Origin of the sequence: Microbulbifer taiwanensis (assembly GCF_014904815.1) — a bacterium.
In the GTDB taxonomy this organism is placed as follows: domain Bacteria; phylum Pseudomonadota; class Gammaproteobacteria; order Pseudomonadales; family Cellvibrionaceae; genus Microbulbifer; species Microbulbifer taiwanensis.
The window spans coordinates 79,280-97,025 of record NZ_JACZFR010000016.1; the positions used below are offsets into that span (position 1 = coordinate 79,280).

The window sequence follows — 17,746 nt, forward strand, 5'->3', positions numbered from 1 at the left end:
ATGCAGGAGTCAGTTACCGCTGCTTTAGCCTGGATCCCATTGCTGCCACTGCTCGGCTTCCTGATTCTGATTTCCGTGCCACTGTTCAGCCGCATGGAACTTCCGCAAGGTGTCTCCGCCGCTATCGGCGTCGGCAGCGTCGGCCTGGCCGCACTGTTGACGGCTTTCGTCGCGCTGTCGGTATTCCGCCCCGATCCCGACGCGGTCATCCAGGTTTCCCTGTGGCAGTGGCTGAGCGTCGCCGATCTTCAATTGGGGTTCAACTTTTATGTGGACTGGCTGACGCTGGTCATGTTGTCTGTGATCACCGGAGTGGGGTTCCTGATCCACCTCTATTCCGCAGGTTATATGCGCGGCGATTCCGGCTACCGACGCTACTTCGCCTACCTGAACCTGTTTGTCTGCGCCATGCTGCTTCTGGTGCTGGCAGACAACCTGGTGTTGCTCTACCTGGGCTGGGAAGGCGTGGGCCTGTGCAGCTACCTGCTGATTGGCTTCTGGTACAAAGATCCCGTCAATGGCGCCGCGGCACGCAAGGCGTTTATCGTCACCCGCGTCGGCGATACCGCCATGGCCATAGGACTCTTTCTGCTGTTCAACCAGTTTGCGACCCTGAATATTCGCGAACTACTGGCGGCGACCGGCGGCTCGGTATTCAACGACCCGACAATCACACTGGCAGCCCTGCTGCTGCTCGGCGGCGCAGTGGGCAAGTCCGCGCAGCTACCTCTGCAGACCTGGCTGCCGGATGCGATGGCGGGCCCGACTCCGGTCAGCGCATTGATTCACGCGGCCACCATGGTGACCGCCGGCGTCTACCTGATTGCGCGCATGCACCCCCTGTTTTCGCTGTCGGAAACGGCGATGAGCGCCGTCGCCGTAGTCGGCGCCCTGACACTGCTGCTGGCCGGCTGCAGCGCACTGGTACAGAGCGATATCAAGCGGGTTCTGGCCTACTCCACCATCAGCCAGATCGGCTATATGTTTTTGGCCCTGGGCGTCGGCGCCTGGTCCGGAGCCATCTTCCACCTGATGACCCACGCCTTCTTCAAGGCGCTGCTGTTTTTGTCCGCGGGGTCAGTGATCCTGAGTCTGCACCACGAGCAGGATATTTTCGCCATGGGTGGCCTGCGTAAAAGGATTCCGTTTACATTTGTCTGTTTCGCAATCGGCTGTGCCTGCCTCGCTGCCCTGCCTTTTACATCCGGCTTTTACAGCAAGGACCAGATACTGCTCAGCGCCTGGGAGTTCTACCACGGCTTCAACGGTATCTGGCTCGCCGGAATACTCGGCGCGCTGGTGACCGGTATTTACAGCTTCCGCCTTCTGTTCCTGGTGTTCTTCGGCAGTGAAGGATCTGCCTCGGCGCACTGCAAGGATGCCAATAGTGGCGTAATGACTGTGCCACTGTTGCTGCTCGCAATACTGGCCCTTGTCGGCGGCCTGCTGGCGCCGCCGCTGCAATCGGTATTCGGCCAATCCGATGCGGGCCACCCCTCGCTCTGGGTCGAAGCTATCGCCATCGCCATGCCATTGATCGGCCTGGTCGTTGCATGGAGGCTTTACCTGCCGAAACGCCGTCCCGTCGGCGCGCCCTCAGGGATTAAAAAACTGTGGTTCAGCGGCTGGGGCTTCGACTGGTTCTACGACCGGCTTCTGGTCAGACCGCTGGTGTTTATCGCACAGGTAAACCGCAACGATATCGTCGATACATTCTATAAAGGCACGGCCGCCGCCAGTCGCCAGCTGAACCTGCTGCTGAGCAGCTCCCAGAACGGGCAGGTTCGCTGGTATATGGCAACCCTGGTGACCGGCTCCATTCTCTTCCTCGCGCTTCTGGTGGCTCTATGACGCTCTCTCTAACACTGCCAGCAATCATCGCGATACTTTTTGCCGGCGGCCTGCTGGCCTGGCTGGCGGAACGATATCTTGACCGGGGAAGCCGCCCGATCGCACTGGTGAGCCTGCTTCTGGCCACAGCACTGCTGGGGCAATACTGGGGACACGTTTCCGGAGACATCTCCGCGGCAGCCGGTACCCCCTGGTGGGATAGCCTGCAGCTCGCCTGGATACCGCGATTCGGTATCAGCTTCTACCTGGCGGTGGACGGCCTCGGCTTTCTGATGCTGGCACTGACCCTGCTGATGGGGCTCTTCGGTTTGGTGGTTACCTGGAAAGATATCAATTTTCGCCGCGGTTTCTTTTACTTCAACTACCTGTGGACGCTGGCTGGCGTGGTCGGCGTCTTCACCGCGATGGATCTCTTCCTGTTCTTCTTTTTCTGGGAAGTGATGCTGATACCGATGCTGCTCCTGATTGCAGTATGGGGCTATGAGAAGCGCACCTACGCCGCCATCAAATTCTTTATTTTTACTCAGGCCAGTAGCCTGCTGATGCTGATGGCCATAGTGGCGCTCGTCTACCTGCACTACAACAATAGCGGCCAGCTCACCTTCAATTACCGCGAACTGCTCAGCGCGCAACTTTCTCCGGCGGTCGCCTACTGGCTGATGCTCGGCTTTTTTTTCGCCTTTGCGGTGAAGCTGCCAGCTCTGCCGCTGCATACCTGGCTGCCTGACGCCCACACCCAGGCGCCCACCGCCGGCAGTATCCTGCTGGCGGCGATACTGCTGAAAACCGGCGCCTACGGACTGCTGCGCTTCACGCTGCCGCTGTTCCCGGAGGCCTCCGTCGCCTTCGCCCCGGTTGCCATGACCATAGGGGCCATCAGCGTGATCTACGGCGCGGTGCTCGCCTTCGCGCAGCGGGATATGAAACGCCTGGTGGCCTACTCCAGTGTCAGCCATATGGGATTTGTGCTGCTGGGCCTCTACGCGCTCAATACCATTGCGATCCAGGGCGCCGTGATGCAGATGATTGCCCACGGCCTGAGTACTGCCGCCCTCTTCGCCCTGGTCGGCGCACTGCAGCACCGGCTGCACACCCGCGACATGTCACAGCTGGGCGGACTCTGGGCCAGCCTGCCAAAGCTCTCCGCCGTCGCTCTATTTTTTGCCGTCGCCTCCCTGGGACTCCCGGGCCTCGGCAATTTTATCGCCGAGTTCCTGGTACTGCTCGGGAGCTTCGGCAGCAGCCGCTGGATTACGGTTGTTGCCACCGTCGGCCTCGTGGGCGCGGCCCTCTATGCCCTGCTGATGATGCAGCGGGTTTTCTTCGGTGAACAGCGCCGACAAACAACTACCGAGGGCGAGGTCCTGATTGACCTGAATCCGCGGGAAACAGTGGCACTCCTGTCCCTAGCGGTTGCGCTGGTGTTCCTCGGCCTGCGTCCGCAACTGGTGTTTGATGTCGCCGACCCCACTATTGCCGAATCGATGGTGCGGCTCGAAGCCGCCGGCCTGAGCCTAGAGTCTGAGGAATCCGATAAAAAATTACAGACCGCCGCCAGTTCCGGCTGGCCGGACGCCGATCACAAGAGAGGTGAATCGCCATGAGCGCGCGCGAACTCCACGCCATACTGCCATTACTGGTGTTGAGTGCCGGCATTGTAGTGCTACTACTGCAGGTCTCTTTCCGGCGCAGCCACCTTGCAGCAGCGGCGACGACGCTGATCACGCTGGTTGCATCGATTTACGCCTGTTTCCAGGTCGCGGCGGCACTTCCTCCAGGTGGCGGGTCCGTTGCGGTAACCGGACTGTTGCTGGTCGATCACACGGCACTGTTTTTCTGTCTGCTGTTATTGCTGGCGGCGATTGCCGTTGCCGTACTGGGGTTCAACTACTTGAAACTGCGCTGCAACCCCCAATCAACCACCGACAACTATCCGGAAGAATTCTACATCCTTCTGTTGCTGGTAATGCTGGGCGCCACCACACTGGTCTTCGCCAACCACTTCGCCAGTTTTTTCCTGGCCCTGGAGTTGATGAGTCTGGCGCTTTACCCGATGCTCGGATTTTCCGTCAGCGGCGACCTCTCCCCGAAGGGGGAACAGTCGAATTCACTGGAAGCCAGCATCAAGTACCTGCTGCTCTCAGCCCTGTCCACCGCACTGGGATTGTTCGGCATAGCACTGATATACGGCGCCAGTGGCGCGCTGGACTTCGGCGGCATAGCGGCGGCCGTAGCACAGCTGCCGCAGGGGCCCTCCCTTATGCTGGCCGGCTTGGCACTGTTGCTGATCGCCGTGGCCTTCAAACTGTCCCTGGTGCCCTTCCATATCTGGACACCGGACGTCTACCAGGGCGCGCCGACGCCGGTTACAGCGCTGATCGCCACCGTTGGCAAAGGCGCGGTGGTGGCACTGCTGCTGAGGTTTTTCGCCCACACAGACCTGTTCTCGATACCGGCCCTGACCAGCCTGCTCGCGATTGCCGCGCTGGCCAGTATGCTGGTGGGCAATCTGCTGGCGCTGATGCAGAACAATATCAAGCGCCTGCTGGCCTACTCCTCCATCGCCCATATCGGCTACCTGATCGTCGCCTTCCTGATCGGCAGCAGCGCCTTCGGCAGCGAGGCGGTGATCTACTACCTGGTGGCCTACGTGATTACGACACTGGGCGCCTTTGCGGTGGTCGGACTGATTGCCGATTCGGCCCTGCGCCCGGCGCCCGGCGGTACCGGCCCCATCAGTGACGCCGCCAGCGATACGCTCAAAGATCCTGTCCATGATCCCTTCCAGCGTGAGTTCTACCGTGGCCTGTTGTGGCGCTCACCCTGGCTGGCCTGCTGTCTGGCGGCGATGCTGCTATCCCTGGCGGGGATTCCGCTGACCATTGGCTTTATCGGCAAATTCTATATCTTTGCCGCCGGTGTGCAGGGCCAGCTGTGGTTGCTGTTGGCGGCGGTGATAATCGGCAGCGCGCTGGGACTCTTCTACTACCTGCGCCTGCTGCTGACGATGGTACAGAGAGAGTCTGAAGCGACTGCCACATTCGGAAGCGGCGTGCAGATAGCCATTTCCGGCCATCTGTTGCTCTTTTCCCTAACCGCGGCGTTGTTGCTGTTTGGAGTGTTTCCGCAGATCTTGATCAATTGGATAAATGCACTATAAAAAGCATATGGAGCGATGATTGACGAGACACGCATTATGGGCGCCTCTAAAAATCGTAGCGAGCGGGTGGCTGGTGGTGGCCGCCGGAGCGCAGCAAGCGGAGTGTACGTTAGTACATGAGCATTGCGAGCACCGCCGGACGCCGCCAGGCGCACGCGCAGTAGATTTTTGAGGTGACCATATGTTTTGCCGCCACCATATAAAGACACAAAAAACATATAAGGCAATTCTATGAAAACCTTCAAGCAGGCATTCGAAGTCCTCAAGGACGCAGAAAAATTCCACCTTGAAATGGCGGACTTGTATGAAGAATTACTGGAGAAGTCCGAGGATAAGCGAACACAATTGCTGTTAAAGCATATGCTGGAGCACGAACAGCGCATGGCGAGAAACCTGTCCAACTACGGCGAGGTGGCGCAGCACAAGGTAATGCGGACCTGGCTCCAGTACACCCACGAGGAGTCGGCGCAGGACTTCATCAGGGGGCTGGAACTGAGCGATCCGCCCAGCATCAAGGAAATCAACAATATGGGGCGCGAGGTCGACCGCTACTTTTCCGATCTGTACGAGGCGGTTTACGGTGCTATCGAGTCCGCAGAAGTGAAGGAAGTCTTCGAGGACCTGAAGCAGATACAGGACAAGGAGCGCATCACCCTGTCCATGGCGACCAATTCTCTCTGGGACATGTAAAAAAGCGAGCCTCAAATGAGACTCGCCTTGTGACAGCTGTACTGCGGGGCACCAGTGCCCCGCAGAGCGCTTTTTCAGGATTCCAAAACAGGATACTGATTTAGAATTCGTAGCCGGCCTTCAGGTAGTAAAAACCACCACCAATGCCATAGGGCGAAGTCTCATAGTAAATCCCACCCAGATCATTGTCAGGGACTCCTACGATTGAGCCATCAATCTCGCCACCCATTTCATCAAACAGGTTAGCGGCGCCGGCGGTCAGCACGATGCTGTCTGATGCAGCGTAGGTAAGTTCAAAATCTACCGTAAAATCAGAACCCAGCTCTTCACCGAACCAGTCGGCGTGTACGCCCACATATTCGCCGTAAAAGTTGGTACGAACAAAGGCGCTCAATTTGTCCCAGTTCTGGGATACGGTGAAGGAGGCCCGATGCTCTGGCAGGCCGCGCTCCAGGCGCACCGCTTTACAGATCTCACCCTGGTCGTTTACGAAACTACCACCACATGTAGTGTCTCCGCCGACAACTTCGGTCTGGGTCCAGTTATAGGCCAGGCTGAAGTCGGTCCCACCACCGAACAGTTCCGCACCGTAGGTTGCCACCACGTCGAGCCCGGTAGTTTCGGTATCGAAGTCGTTGGCAAAATAATTGACCTGACCGATCAGTTCCGGATTGGGAACGCCTGCAGCCGCCATGGCAGAGCGCTGGGCTGCGGTAGGCGTGGCATTATCGGTCAGGGCGATTCGGTCGCTTACTTCGATGAAATAGGCATCGGCTGTCACTTCCAGGTCACCAACAGACATCACCAGGCCAGTGGCAAAGTTAACGGACTCTTCCGGCTGCAGCTCGGCCTCACCCAGTTTGGGTGCCGGCATTGTTTGCGCCTGGGTCAGCTGACCACCAACGATCGAGGTCTGGGTGTTGACGACCGACGCCTGACCCATGGTCGGAGCCCGGAAGCCGGTGCTGTGTGAAGCGCGCCAGGCGAGGTTGTCGGTAATCTGCCAGTTGGCCACCAACTTGTAATTGGCGGTATCGCCGAAGCTGTCGAAATCTTCGTAGCGCAGCGCGCCGCCCATCATAAAGTTATCCGTCAACTGGTTTTCCAGGTCTACATAGAGCGCATAGTTGCTGCGCTCGGCAGTACCGGCGGAATCAATAGAGAAACCGGCAAAACCGTGTGAACCAATATTGAAACCCTGATCGGCCAGCGGACCCACCTGCCAAGACATGCCCTCGCCGGCGATGATCTGGAACGACTCATCGCGCCACTCAGTACCCACAGCGAGGCTCAGGTTGTCGAATTGCTTCTGCAAATCGAAGTTAAGGGTCTTCTCCAACTGGATATAGGAGCCCGTGTCGAAATTGCGCTTGCTGTCGGGCCCGAAGGATGGGTTGATGGTGTTGTTCAGGCCAAACACTGCCTCGTTGCGGCCCACAGAAGCACTCAGGTCAAAGTTCCAGCCCTGCATGAAACCACCGGTGAACTCGCCGCGGCGACCGGCTGTAATGGAGGTGTCGGTAATATCGCCCACAAAGCGCGGGGTATAACCGCCGGGAATTGTCTTGTTGAAGGCAAAGCAGTTGTCGTCTGCCGTCAGGCCGGAAGCCACCATGTCAGAGCCGTCAGCCAAAGGCACGGTGCGGTAGGCATCACAGCTGGCGGCATTGCCATCCAGTGCACCGACCAGGCGGTTGCCATCACCGTCGGTATAAACGCCTGACCGATTGTTCGGGCTGCGGTAATAGAATCCGCCATCGACTTTGCGGTTGGAGTAGTTACCAAAGGCGTAGATCTCGGTACCATCCTTCAGGTCCATGCCAAAGTTGGCAAACAGGGTCAGGTCATCGTCAACAATCGGCAGGCCCCAGATCTGGGCCGGGTCTGCTACTGCGGTGTTACCGGCATCAACGAGCGCCTGGGCATCGGCACGCTGCACTGAACGAGAGGTGTCATCGGCATTTTTCATCTGGAAACTCAGGTTCAGGAAACCCGAGTCTGTCATTGCCATGCCGTAATTGCCCGCGATGGTGGTGGTCTGGCCATCACCCTCGAAATACTCGCCAGTTTTCAGCTCGAGCGAGCCGCCCTCGGCATCGTCTTTCAGGACAAAGTTCATCACGCCGGCAATGGCATCGGAACCGTACTGCGCCGCCGCGCCGTCGCGCAGCACTTCCACCTGCTTCAGGGCGATGCTGGGGATAACGGAAATATCGGGGCCCTGGGCACCATCGTTCAAGCCGCCGCCCTGGAAGGCAATCACAGAGGCGCGATGACGGCGCTTGCCGTTGAGCAGTACCAGGGTTGAGTCAGAAGACAAGCCACGCATGTTGACGGGGCGAATCATAGATGCGGCGTCACTGATGGGCTGGTCGTGCACATTAAAGGAAGGCACGGAGCTCTTCAGCATGTCCAACATGTCGCTGCTGCCGGATTTCGCCAGTTCCTCCGCACTAATGACGTCCACGGGAACCGGGGATTCGCCGACGGAACGCGGCTTGGTTCTCGAGCCTATAGTCACCACCTCCTCAATCACCAGGTTATCACCAGTGGATTGTGCTTGAACCGGCGTGGCCAGGGCGCCCGCCAGAGCGATCAGCGAGACCGACGAAAATCCGATCTGTGTGGATTTCTTCATTGAAAATACCCTTGTAATTTTTCGTTGTTATGCGCACGTGTTGCGCGTGCGTGTTGGAAGCTTCCCACAGCAAAAATGCAAAAACCGTGACACTTTCGCGCAGGCGCAAATGCAAAATGGTTCTTTTGAGAAGTCGTGCGAATTGACCACGGAACTAATCAGGATCAGCGTACTTTGTCCGCTTTTTATTGTTTTTGGTCTTTTGGCAGTATTGTGCGTAAGGTGACAGGTGTGCGCGCAAGTCGCGATCAACTTGCACAAATTTCACCCAGCTGTAACGCAAAGCAGGAACTGCTGCGCGCCGGAAATAACGTGACAGCGGATCGCCCTGAGGCAGCCTTGCGGCTGACTGTGACCTCAGCGTCCATTTTGGGTCACCATTCGTAACAATGGCGCCAAAACAGTGCGCAACCGCTACTCACTACCAATTTCCGTGCGCAAATTGGCGGAGGTTTCACTGCCTGTTACACATTTGTGGCGATTCGCCGTTGTCAATGGGCCCGCACTGCTGTTATTTTGACAGCGGTGTCATTTTGTAGCAGCGCAATCAAGGTAAGCGACGTCTGCCGGCAATACCAGGTAGAGCCCTGAAGATTCAGCCGGTGACAGTCTGGAGTCTCACGCCTCGTTGCTTGTGAGAATCCAGTCGGCAGAGGACGCAGTATCGCTGCTCACGGTTTGGTGGTTCGCGGTCGGGTTTTTGAGGCCATCGCCAATTGGCACCCGCAACATAATTCAATAATAACGGTGACAGTCATGAAACTCAGACTCGCAGTGGCGCTGCTGTCCGGCCTCGCCGCCGGCCAAAGTTACGCCTACGATTGCAATGGATTACCCGCCTACGTCGACGGCTCCAGCTACAACACCGGCGATCAGGTAACAAACAACAATACGGCATACAACTGCACCGTGGGCGGTTGGTGTACCGTCGGCGGCCCCTATGAACCGGGTGTCGGCTGGGCCTGGACCAACGCCTGGTCGGAACTGGGTGCCTGCGACGAAGGACAGGACCAGCCCCCGCAGGGATCCATCACCAGCCCCACGAGCGGCGCTGTGTTCATCGAAAATGACAGCGTTATCATCACCGTTGATGCCAGCGATGACAGCGGCGTCGCATCGGTGGAGTTTTTTGTTGACGGCAGCTCCATCGGCACCGACAACAGTGCCCCCTGGCAGAGCAGCTGGACAGCCGTGGCCGGCACCCCCGTTCTCAGTGCACTCATCCGCGATGATGCCAACCAGGAGACACTGACCGGCGACGTCGTCATCACCGTCAATACCGGGGGTCCGCAACCGCCGCAGGTGAGCCTGGATTCCCCGAATGACGGCGCCTCCTACACCACCGGTGCCAGCATCACCCTCAGCGCGACCGCAAGCGACGCCGACGGCAGCGTCACCAGCGTGGAGTTCTTCGTCGACAACAGCAGTGTCGGCGTGGATACCAGTGCTCCCTACAGTTACAGCTGGACTGCCTCCCAGGGCAGCCACACAGTACACGCGGTGGCGACCGACAACGACGATCAGTCCACCACGTCCAACAGCGCCTCCATTTCCGTCAACGACCTGGACAACCCGCCCAGCGTCTCCCTGGACTCCCCGTCGGATGGCAGCGTCTATGACCAAGGTGTCAGCGTCAGCCTGAGTGCCACCGCCTCCGATGCCGAGGGCCCCGTCGGCCGTGTGGATTTCTATGTGGGCGGCCAGAAGGTCGGCGAAGACAGCAGCGCGCCGTTTACCTTTGACTGGACCGCCGAAGCCGGCACTCACTCGGTCTACGCGCGCGCCTTCGACAGCGCCGAGCAGTTCACCGACTCATCCGCGGTATCCATCAGCGTGAACGGCGACCCGGTAACCGGCGATCACCCCTGCCGCCCCGACGGCCTCTTTACCACGCCGGGCACCAGCCCCAACTACTGCGATCTCTATGACGCGGCCGGCCGTGAGAAAATGGGTGCAGATCACCCGCGCCGTATCATCGGCTACTTCACCAGCTGGCGTAACGGCGCCAACGGCCAGCCCAGCTACCTGGTGAAAGATATTCCCTGGGGCAAGATCACCCATATCAACTACGCCTTCGCCCACGTCGGCAGCGATTACTCCGTGTCCGTCGGCAATACGTCGGATCCGGCCAACCCCGCCACCGGCATGGAATGGCCGGGCGTACCCGGCGCGGAAACCGATGGCGACTACGGCTACAAGGGTCACTTCAACCAGCTGTCCAAGTACAAGGAACAGTACCCCGACGTGAAGACCCTGGTTTCCGTTGGCGGCTGGGCCGAGACCGGTGGCCACTTCAACGAGCACGGCGACCGTGTTGCGGACGGCGGCTTCTATACCATGACCACCAATGCCGACGGCAGCATCAACCACCAGGGTATAGAGACCTTCGCCAACTCGGCGGTGGACTTTATCCGCACCTACGGCTTCGACGGTGTGGATATCGACTACGAATATCCCACGTCGATGAATGACGCCGGCAACCCGCTGGACTTCGGAGTGGCCAACCCGCTGCGCGCTTACCTGATGGACTCTTACGTGGTGCTGATGCGTGTACTGCGCGAAAAACTGGATGAAGCCGGCGAGCAGGACAACACCCACTATATGCTCACCATCGCCTCGCCCTCTTCCGGCTACCTGTTGCGCGGCCAGGAAACCATGCAGATCACCCAGTATCTGGACTACGTCAATATCATGACCTACGACCTGCACGGGGCCTGGAATGAATACGTGGGGCACAACTCCGCACTGTTTGACAACGGCGACGATCCAGAGCTGAAGGCAGCCAGCGTCTACAGCACCTCCCAGTACGGGGGCATCGGCTACCTGAATATCGACTGGGCGGTGAAGTATTTCCGCGGCTCCATGTCTCCGGGACGCATCAATATCGGCATTCCCTATTACACGCGCGGCTGGCAGGGCGTGAGCGGCGGAGCCAACGGCCTCGGCGGCAGCGCCGCGCTGCCCAACCAGTCCGACTGCCCCACTGGCACCGGCGGCGCGGCCAAGTGCGGCTACGGCGCCATCGGTATCGACAACATGTGGCACGACCTGGACGAGAACGGCCAGGAGATGGGCGCCGGCTCCAACCCCATGTGGCACGCGAAGAATCTGGAGAACGGCATTCTCGGCAGCTACCTGGGCGATTACGGCCTGGATCCTGCGGGCGACCCGGACGACGCTTTGATTGGCAGCTACGTGCGTCACTACGATTCCGTCTCCGAAGCCCCCTGGCTGTGGAACGATACCAAGGACGTATTCATCTCCACCGAGGACGAAGAGTCCATGGATGCCAAGGTGCAGTATGTGATCGACCAGGGCGTCGGCGGCATCATGTTCTGGGAACTGGCCGGCGACTACGACTGGAATGCGGCTGCGGGCGAGTACTTTATGGGCTCCACCCTGACCAGTCTCGCCTACGACAAGTTCAAGACCTCAACGCCCTATCGCGAACTGCGCAGCGACCGTCCGCTGCCGACGGAAGCGGTGGATATCCAGATGCTGGTGGACGGCTTCAAGCTGGGCGACCAGAACTACCCGCTCAACCCCAAGCTGTATATCACCAACAATACCGGCAGCACCATTCCCGGCGGCACCGTATTCGAGTTCGATATGCCGACCTCCACATCCGACACCATCACCGACCAGAGTGGTGCCGGGCTGGAAGTGATCGAGAGCGGCGCCAATGCCGGCGGCGGTAATGTGGGCGGTGCGGATCACGAGTTCCACCGTGTGCGCTTTACCCTGCCGGGCTGGCAGAACCTGGCCGACGGTGCCAGCTGGGATCTCACCCTCAATTACTACCTGCCGGTCTCGGGCCCGCAGGCCTACACCGCCACCATCAACGGCACTACTTACGCATTGGCCTTCGAACACCCGGAGCTACCGCTGGCAGACCTGTCCGACGGTGGCACTGGCGGCGGTGGCGGTACCAGCTGCTCCAGCGCGGGCGTCAACCCCGGCGACTACCCGACCTACCCGGACTGGCCCGCCGGCGACCACGCCAATGGCAACGACCGGATAGTCCACAACGGCAGCGTCTGGCAGGCCAAGTGGTGGACCAACTCGGAACCCAGCAGCAGCGACGGCAGCTGGGAGTTTGTCTGCACCGTTGATTGAGGCAGGGAAATTGCCCCTGTAGGAGCGGCCGGTGGCCGCGATAGGTTTCGCAGTATCCTCGGATGCTAATCGCGGCCACCGGCTGCTCCTACAGACACAGTGCAAAGGTTACGGAAGTTGTTTTCACAGGAAGTTCTCTCTCGTTGTTGATCTATAGGTAATGCTCCTATATTTGCCCCGGTTTTCCGGGGCTTTTTTTGTTGTGATCGTTAAAGGAAATATGGCCATGTATAAGAAACTGATTGCCCTGGCTACTGCGCCGTTACTCTGCCTGCAGTTGAGCGGCTGCAGCGAAGCCACACGGGAAATCGCTGCAGAGCAGCAAGCCGAGGATAAAGAAAGCCCAGCAATACTGTTCGATGATTTTTCCTATGCAAATCTGGCCGAGATGCAGAAAAACGCATGGCGCGTGCGCACCGAGACCGGGCACCCGGGCGTCAGCGGCGCGCGCTGGTCGGCCGACGGTATCTCCTTCCTGGAAGACAGTACGCAAATCGGCAACACCCTGTTGCGCCTCACCTCCTCCACCGACGGCAGCGGTGAAAACACCCAGCACACCCAGTTCTGCCACCAGCGCAAGTATCTGCAGGGCACCTATGCCGCGCGGGTTTTCTTCCGCGACGAACCTACCCAGGGCCCGGATGGCGACCAGATTATCGAAACCTTCTACGCCATCAGCCCGCTGAAGGCATCCATGGACCCAGACTACAGTGAAATGGATTTCGAGTACCTGGCCAATGGCGGTTGGGGCGAGCAGGACAATGCCCTCTTTGCCACCAGCTGGGAAACCTTCAAACTGGACCCCTTCGAAAAAGACAACGAATATACGGTGAAACAGGGCAGCTTTGCCGGCTGGCACACGCTGGTCCTGCACGCCGCCGACAACGAGATCCGCTATTTTATCGACGGTGAAGAATTCGCCCGTCACAGCGAACACGTCTTCCCGGAAGAGCCCATGTCCATCAACTTCAATCTCTGGTTCACCCAGGAAGGCCTGATAGAATCCGATCAACAGCGCGTTTACCAGCAGGACGTGGACTGGGTTTTCCACAGTGCCAACCAGATCCTGAGCACCGCTGAAGTCGCCCGGGCAGTCGCCGACCTGCGCGCACAACAGGTCACCTTCGCGGACACTGTGCCGGACTGGAACCCGAAACTGGAATCCCCCTGCGGCCTGTAAATAATGCCCCTGTAGAAGCGGCGACCGCCATGGATGGCGAAAATGCCGATTTTGCAGGAGCAAAAATCGGCCCATGGCCGCGATCAATCTGTCCGGATAAACTGATCGCGGCCAATGGCGGATGGCCGCCCCGCCGTTTCTACACAGAGTTAAAGAAGAAGTACCCATGACGAACAAGAAACAACGCCTGGCTTCGGTAGACGCACTGCGCGGCTTCGATATGTTCTGGATCATCGGTGGCGAGGCCCTGTTCGCGCCCCTGCTGGCACTCACTGGCTGGTCCCTCTTCGCCTTCGGCCACGAACAGATGCAACACTCGCAGTGGCATGGCTTCCGCTTCTACGACCTGATTTTCCCCCTGTTTATTTTTCTCTCCGGAGTCACCCTGGGCATCGCCAACAAGTCCCTGCAGGGCCTGCCATTGGAAAACCGGTGGCCGGTCTACAGGAAAGCGATCAAGCGTCTGCTGATACTGATCGGCCTGGGAATTGTCTACAACCACGGCTGGGGCAGCGGTATTCCCGCCGACCTGTCCGAGATCCGCTACGCCAGCGTCCTCGCCCGCATCGGCTTCGCCTGGTTTTTTGCCGCGATGATCGTCTGGCACTTTGGCCCGCGGGCCCAGTACGCCATCGCCGCCGCGATACTGCTCGGCTACTGGCTGCTGCAGGTCGGTTTCGGCCCTCTGACGCCGGCGGACTCCGTCAATAGCTGGCTGGACCAGTGCTGCCTGCCGGGTATTACCTACCTGAATCGCCCCTACGATCCCGAAGGCCTGCTCTCCACCCTGCCCTCTATCGTCAACGCCCTGGTGGGCGTCTTCGCCGGGCGCTGGCTGCGGCAGAAAGCCGGGCAGCACACAAACATACTGGTGGGGCTCGCCGCCGGCGGCCTCGCCTGCCTGCTCGTCGGGTTGCTGTGGCACCGGGTCTACCCGATCAACAAAGAGCTGTGGACCGGTTCCTTCGTCCTGATCACCAGCGCCTGCAGCCTGCTGCTGCTGGCCCTCTTCTATCTGCTCGTGGATAGGTGGCAGTGGCGGTATTTCAATTACTTCTTCGCCGTTATCGGCTGCAATGCGATTCTGGTTTACCTGGGCACCAGCCTGGTGAACTGGCAGTACAGCAGTAACAGCCTGTTCGGTGGAATAGCCGCGGCGCTTCCGGATGCGGCCGGCACCCTGGTTATCGCCTGCGGCGTACTGCTTCTGCAGTGGCTGGTTTTGCGCTGGCTGTACCGGCGGGAAATATTTATCAGTCCCTGATTAAATCCAGCCCCTGGGGCCGACACGGATGCGGTCGGCCCGACTCCGCAACTTTCCCGCCGCGCCATTGCCGGCGGCCGCCACGCCAGATAGAGCCACAAGCAAAAAAGTGGCGCCCCCTTCGTCACCGTATGCGCACGGCTTTGCGCTGCTCCCATCACCCGGATAGGCTATTCTCGATCGATAACGCGGCGAGCCAGGCCCCAATGCAAAATACACAGCTTACCTATTCCCCGATCGATGGATCTCTCTATGTGGAAAGGCCACTGGCCGACAGGGCGCAGATTCAACAGGCCATCACTTCCGCTGCTCGCGCCCAGAAACAGTGGCGCCAGACAGGCATAGCGCACAGAGCCGCCATCTGTAGCGCCATGCTGGAGTGCTTTCTCGCCCGCAGCGACGAAATCGCCGAGCAACTCTGCTGGATGATGGGGCGCCCCATTCGCTACGCCAGGGGCGAAGTGAATGGCACAGCCGACAGAGCCCGCTATATGATCGAGATTGCGGAACAGGCCCTTGCCGATATCCGCCTGCCTGAAAAAGACGAAATCCGCTGCTATATCAAACGCGAGCCCCTGGGGCTGGTCTATGTCATTGCGCCCTGGAATTACCCCTACCTGACCGCCATCAATACCGTCGTGCCGGCACTGATGGCCGGCAATGGCGTACTGCTCAAACACGCCCCGCAAACACCACTGTGCGCCGAACAGCTGGTGGAATCATTTCGCGAAGCCGGGCTGCCGGACGGCCTGTTCCAGTTCCTGCACCTGAGCAGCGATAACGCCCAGTGGCTGGCCCAGCAGGCGCAGATCGACCATGTGGCCTTCACCGGTTCGGTGGCCACCGGCAGAAAGGTGGAACAGGCGCTGGCCGGCCGCTTTACCGGGCTGGGCCTGGAACTGGGCGGCAAGGATCCGGCCTATATCCGCGCGGATGCCGACCTGGGCCGCGCGGTGGAAACCGTGATCGACGGCGCCATGTTCAACTCGGGTCAATCCTGCTGCAGCATCGAGCGCATCTATGTGCACAGGGATCTCTACCCGGCTTTTATCGACAGGGCCGTCAACCTGGTGAAGCACTACCGCCTGGGGCGCCCGGACGATCCCGAAACCACCCTGGGGCCCATGGTCAGTGCCGGGGCCGCCGACTTAGTGCGCGCGCAGATTGCAGAGGCCCTGGCCGCGGGCGCAGAACCCCTGGTTGATCCGGCCCTCTTCCCGCTGGAAAAACCCGGCAGCCCCTACATGGCGCCGCAGTTGCTGGTCAATGTGAACCACAAGATGCTCGTCATGCGCGAGGAGAGTTTCGCGCCCCTGGCCGGCATCATGCCGGTGGACGACGATCGGCAGGCCATTCAACTGATGAACGACTCGGAATTCGGCCTGTCCGCCGCGGTTTTCAGCCGCGACCTCAATGCGGCAGAGGCCATCGGCCAGCAGCTGGAAACCGGCACCTTCTTCGTCAACCGCTGCGACTACCTCGAGCCAGGCCTGGCCTGGACAGGGGTGAAAAACTCCGGCCGCGGCTGCAGCCTGTCGTCACTGGGCTACGGCCAACTGACCCGCCCCAAATCCTTTCATATCAGGCCATAATCAAGGCATAGCACCATGGACCAGAACACTTTGCAGGCCAACTGGAACTACCCCACCAGCATCCGTGTCGGCGCGGGACGGGTGCGGGAACTGCCCGCGGCCTGCCGGGAACTGGGCATCCGGGCCCCACTGCTGGTCACCGACCCCGGCCTCGCCGCCCTGCCGATGGTGTCGGAAACCACCGAACACTGCCGGCAGCAGGGTCTGCGCTGCGGCCTGTTCTCCTCGATCAAGGGCAATCCCACCGGCACCAATGTCACGGATGGAGTCGAGTGCTACAGGGCAGGCAAACACGACGGCGTTGTCGCCTTCGGCGGCGGTTCCGCCCTGGACGCCGGCAAGGCCATCGCCCTGATGGCGGGGCAGACCCGGCCCCTGTGGAATTTCGAGGATCTGGGCGATAACTGGCAGCGGGTGGACGAACAGGGCATGGCGCCGGTGATCGCGGTGCCGACCACCGCCGGCACCGGATCCGAAGTGGGCCGCGCCTCCGTCATTACCGACGAAGAGCGCCAGGTCAAACGCATTATCTTCCACCCGAAAATGTTGCCGGCGCTGGTTATCCTCGATCCCCAGCTGACAGTTGGCCTGCCCGCAAACATCACCGCAGCAACGGGCATGGATGCGCTCTCCCACTCGCTGGAAGCCTTTTGCGCCCCGACTTTCCACCCGATGGCCGAGGGCATCGCCTGTGAAGCCATCCGTATGATCCGGGAGTATTTGCCGCGCGTCGTACAGAATGGCCAGGACCTCGAGGCCAGAACGCAGATGCTGGTGGCCTCGACCATGGGCGCCACCGCTTTCCAGCGCGGGCTGGGCGCCATGCACGCCCTGGCCCACCCCCTGGGCGCCCTCTACGATAAGCACCACGGACTGTTGAACGCCATTCTGATGCCCTATGTACTGACGGCGAATCGCCGCCAGATTGAAGTGCCCATCACCCGCCTGTGCCACTACCTGCAATTGCAAGAGGCGACCTTCGACAGTTTTCTCAGCTGGATTCTGGAAATACGCCGGCAACTGTCCATTCCCGACAACCTGGGAGAAATAGGAATAGGCGCAGAGCAGTCTGATCGGGTCGGAGAAATGGCCTTTGCCGACGCTTCTGCGGCCACCAACCCCATCACCTTTAACCAGAGTCAGTACTCAGAGCTGTTCCGGGCGGCCGTGGCCGGCAAGCTGCAGCTGGAGACGCTGGCAGATTATCCCGTCGCCATTGGGTAAAAGAAAGTACAGTACGGAGCCAGATGCAGAC

10 protein-coding genes are annotated in these 17,746 nt (G+C 59.8%); 9 read left to right on the forward strand and 1 reads right to left on the reverse strand.

Going from position 1 to position 17,746, the window contains the following annotated elements; all coding sequences use genetic code 11:
• The 4 genes from nuoL to IG627_RS06065 all read left to right on the forward strand — a co-directional run bounded on the left by nuoL (nucleotide 1) and on the right by IG627_RS06065 (nucleotide 5,701).
• The gene (gene nuoL, locus IG627_RS06050; protein WP_193191043.1) at nucleotides 1-1,851 is read left to right on the forward strand and encodes an NADH-quinone oxidoreductase subunit L; all 1,851 of its coding nucleotides are present in this window, start codon (nucleotides 1-3) and stop codon (nucleotides 1,849-1,851) included.
• Nucleotides 1,848-3,455 carry an NADH-quinone oxidoreductase subunit M gene (gene nuoM / locus IG627_RS06055; protein ID WP_193191045.1) on the forward strand — a complete coding sequence of 536 codons (1,608 nt, stop codon included), beginning with the start codon at nucleotides 1,848-1,850 and terminating at the stop codon, nucleotides 3,453-3,455. The genes nuoL and nuoM overlap by 4 nt, the downstream gene beginning before the upstream one ends.
• A complete protein-coding gene (locus tag IG627_RS06060; RefSeq protein WP_193191047.1) occupies nucleotides 3,452-5,011 on the forward strand; it encodes an NADH-quinone oxidoreductase subunit N in 1,560 nt (519 codons plus the stop codon). The genes nuoM and IG627_RS06060 overlap by 4 nt, the downstream gene beginning before the upstream one ends.
• 231 nt (nucleotides 5,012-5,242) lie before the next feature.
• A complete protein-coding gene (locus IG627_RS06065; RefSeq protein WP_193191050.1) occupies nucleotides 5,243-5,701 on the forward strand; it encodes a hypothetical protein in 459 nt (152 codons plus the stop codon).
• Nucleotides 5,702-5,801: 100 nt separating this feature from the next.
• Here IG627_RS06065 and IG627_RS06070 read toward each other — a convergent pair whose 3' ends face one another.
• Nucleotides 5,802-8,339, reverse strand: a complete 2,538-nt coding sequence (locus IG627_RS06070; protein WP_193191053.1) for a TonB-dependent receptor plug domain-containing protein — start codon at nucleotides 8,337-8,339, stop codon at nucleotides 5,802-5,804.
• 756 nt (nucleotides 8,340-9,095) lie between these two features.
• On the opposite strand from IG627_RS06070, the gene IG627_RS06075 reads away from it, so the two are divergent.
• From IG627_RS06075 to IG627_RS06095, 5 genes are all read left to right on the forward strand, one after another.
• Nucleotides 9,096-12,455 carry a chitinase C-terminal domain-containing protein gene (locus IG627_RS06075; protein WP_193191055.1) on the forward strand — a complete coding sequence of 1,120 codons (3,360 nt, stop codon included), beginning with the start codon at nucleotides 9,096-9,098 and terminating at the stop codon, nucleotides 12,453-12,455.
• Nucleotides 12,456-12,681: 226 nt separating this feature from the next.
• Entirely contained in the window at nucleotides 12,682-13,635 is a 954-nt protein-coding gene (locus tag IG627_RS06080) for a glycoside hydrolase family 16 protein (protein WP_193191057.1), read from the forward strand.
• A 166-nt stretch (nucleotides 13,636-13,801) separates the two neighbouring features.
• Nucleotides 13,802-14,899, forward strand: a complete 1,098-nt coding sequence (gene nagX, locus IG627_RS06085; RefSeq protein ID WP_193191059.1) for a transmembrane glucosamine N-acetyltransferase NagX — start codon at nucleotides 13,802-13,804, stop codon at nucleotides 14,897-14,899.
• Nucleotides 14,900-15,105: 206 nt separating this feature from the next.
• Nucleotides 15,106-16,491, forward strand: coding sequence for an aldehyde dehydrogenase family protein (locus IG627_RS06090; RefSeq protein WP_193191062.1), 1,386 nt, complete (start codon nucleotides 15,106-15,108; stop codon nucleotides 16,489-16,491).
• A 15-nt stretch (nucleotides 16,492-16,506) separates the two neighbouring features.
• Nucleotides 16,507-17,715: an iron-containing alcohol dehydrogenase gene (locus IG627_RS06095; RefSeq protein ID WP_193191064.1), complete on the forward strand. Its 1,209-nt coding sequence runs from the start codon at nucleotides 16,507-16,509 to the stop codon at nucleotides 17,713-17,715.
• The last annotated feature ends 31 nt before the right edge of the window (nucleotides 17,716-17,746 follow it).

Coding starts and splice junctions, on each gene's coding strand:
- IG627_RS06060 (WP_193191047.1), top strand. CDS start 3,452: ATGAGCGCGCGCGAACTCCACGCCATACTGCCATTACTGGTGTTGAGT.
- IG627_RS06080 (WP_193191057.1), top strand. CDS start 12,682: ATGTATAAGAAACTGATTGCCCTGGCTACTGCGCCGTTACTCTGCCTG.
- nuoL (WP_193191043.1), top strand. CDS start 1: ATGCAGGAGTCAGTTACCGCTGCTTTAGCCTGGATCCCATTGCTGCCA.
- IG627_RS06075 (WP_193191055.1), top strand. CDS start 9,096: ATGAAACTCAGACTCGCAGTGGCGCTGCTGTCCGGCCTCGCCGCCGGC.
- IG627_RS06095 (WP_193191064.1), top strand. CDS start 16,507: ATGGACCAGAACACTTTGCAGGCCAACTGGAACTACCCCACCAGCATC.
- IG627_RS06065 (WP_193191050.1), top strand. CDS start 5,243: ATGAAAACCTTCAAGCAGGCATTCGAAGTCCTCAAGGACGCAGAAAAA.
- nagX (WP_193191059.1), top strand. CDS start 13,802: ATGACGAACAAGAAACAACGCCTGGCTTCGGTAGACGCACTGCGCGGC.
- nuoM (WP_193191045.1), top strand. CDS start 1,848: ATGACGCTCTCTCTAACACTGCCAGCAATCATCGCGATACTTTTTGCC.
- IG627_RS06090 (WP_193191062.1), top strand. CDS start 15,106: ATGCAAAATACACAGCTTACCTATTCCCCGATCGATGGATCTCTCTAT.
- IG627_RS06070 (WP_193191053.1), bottom strand. CDS start 8,339: ATGAAGAAATCCACACAGATCGGATTTTCGTCGGTCTCGCTGATCGCT.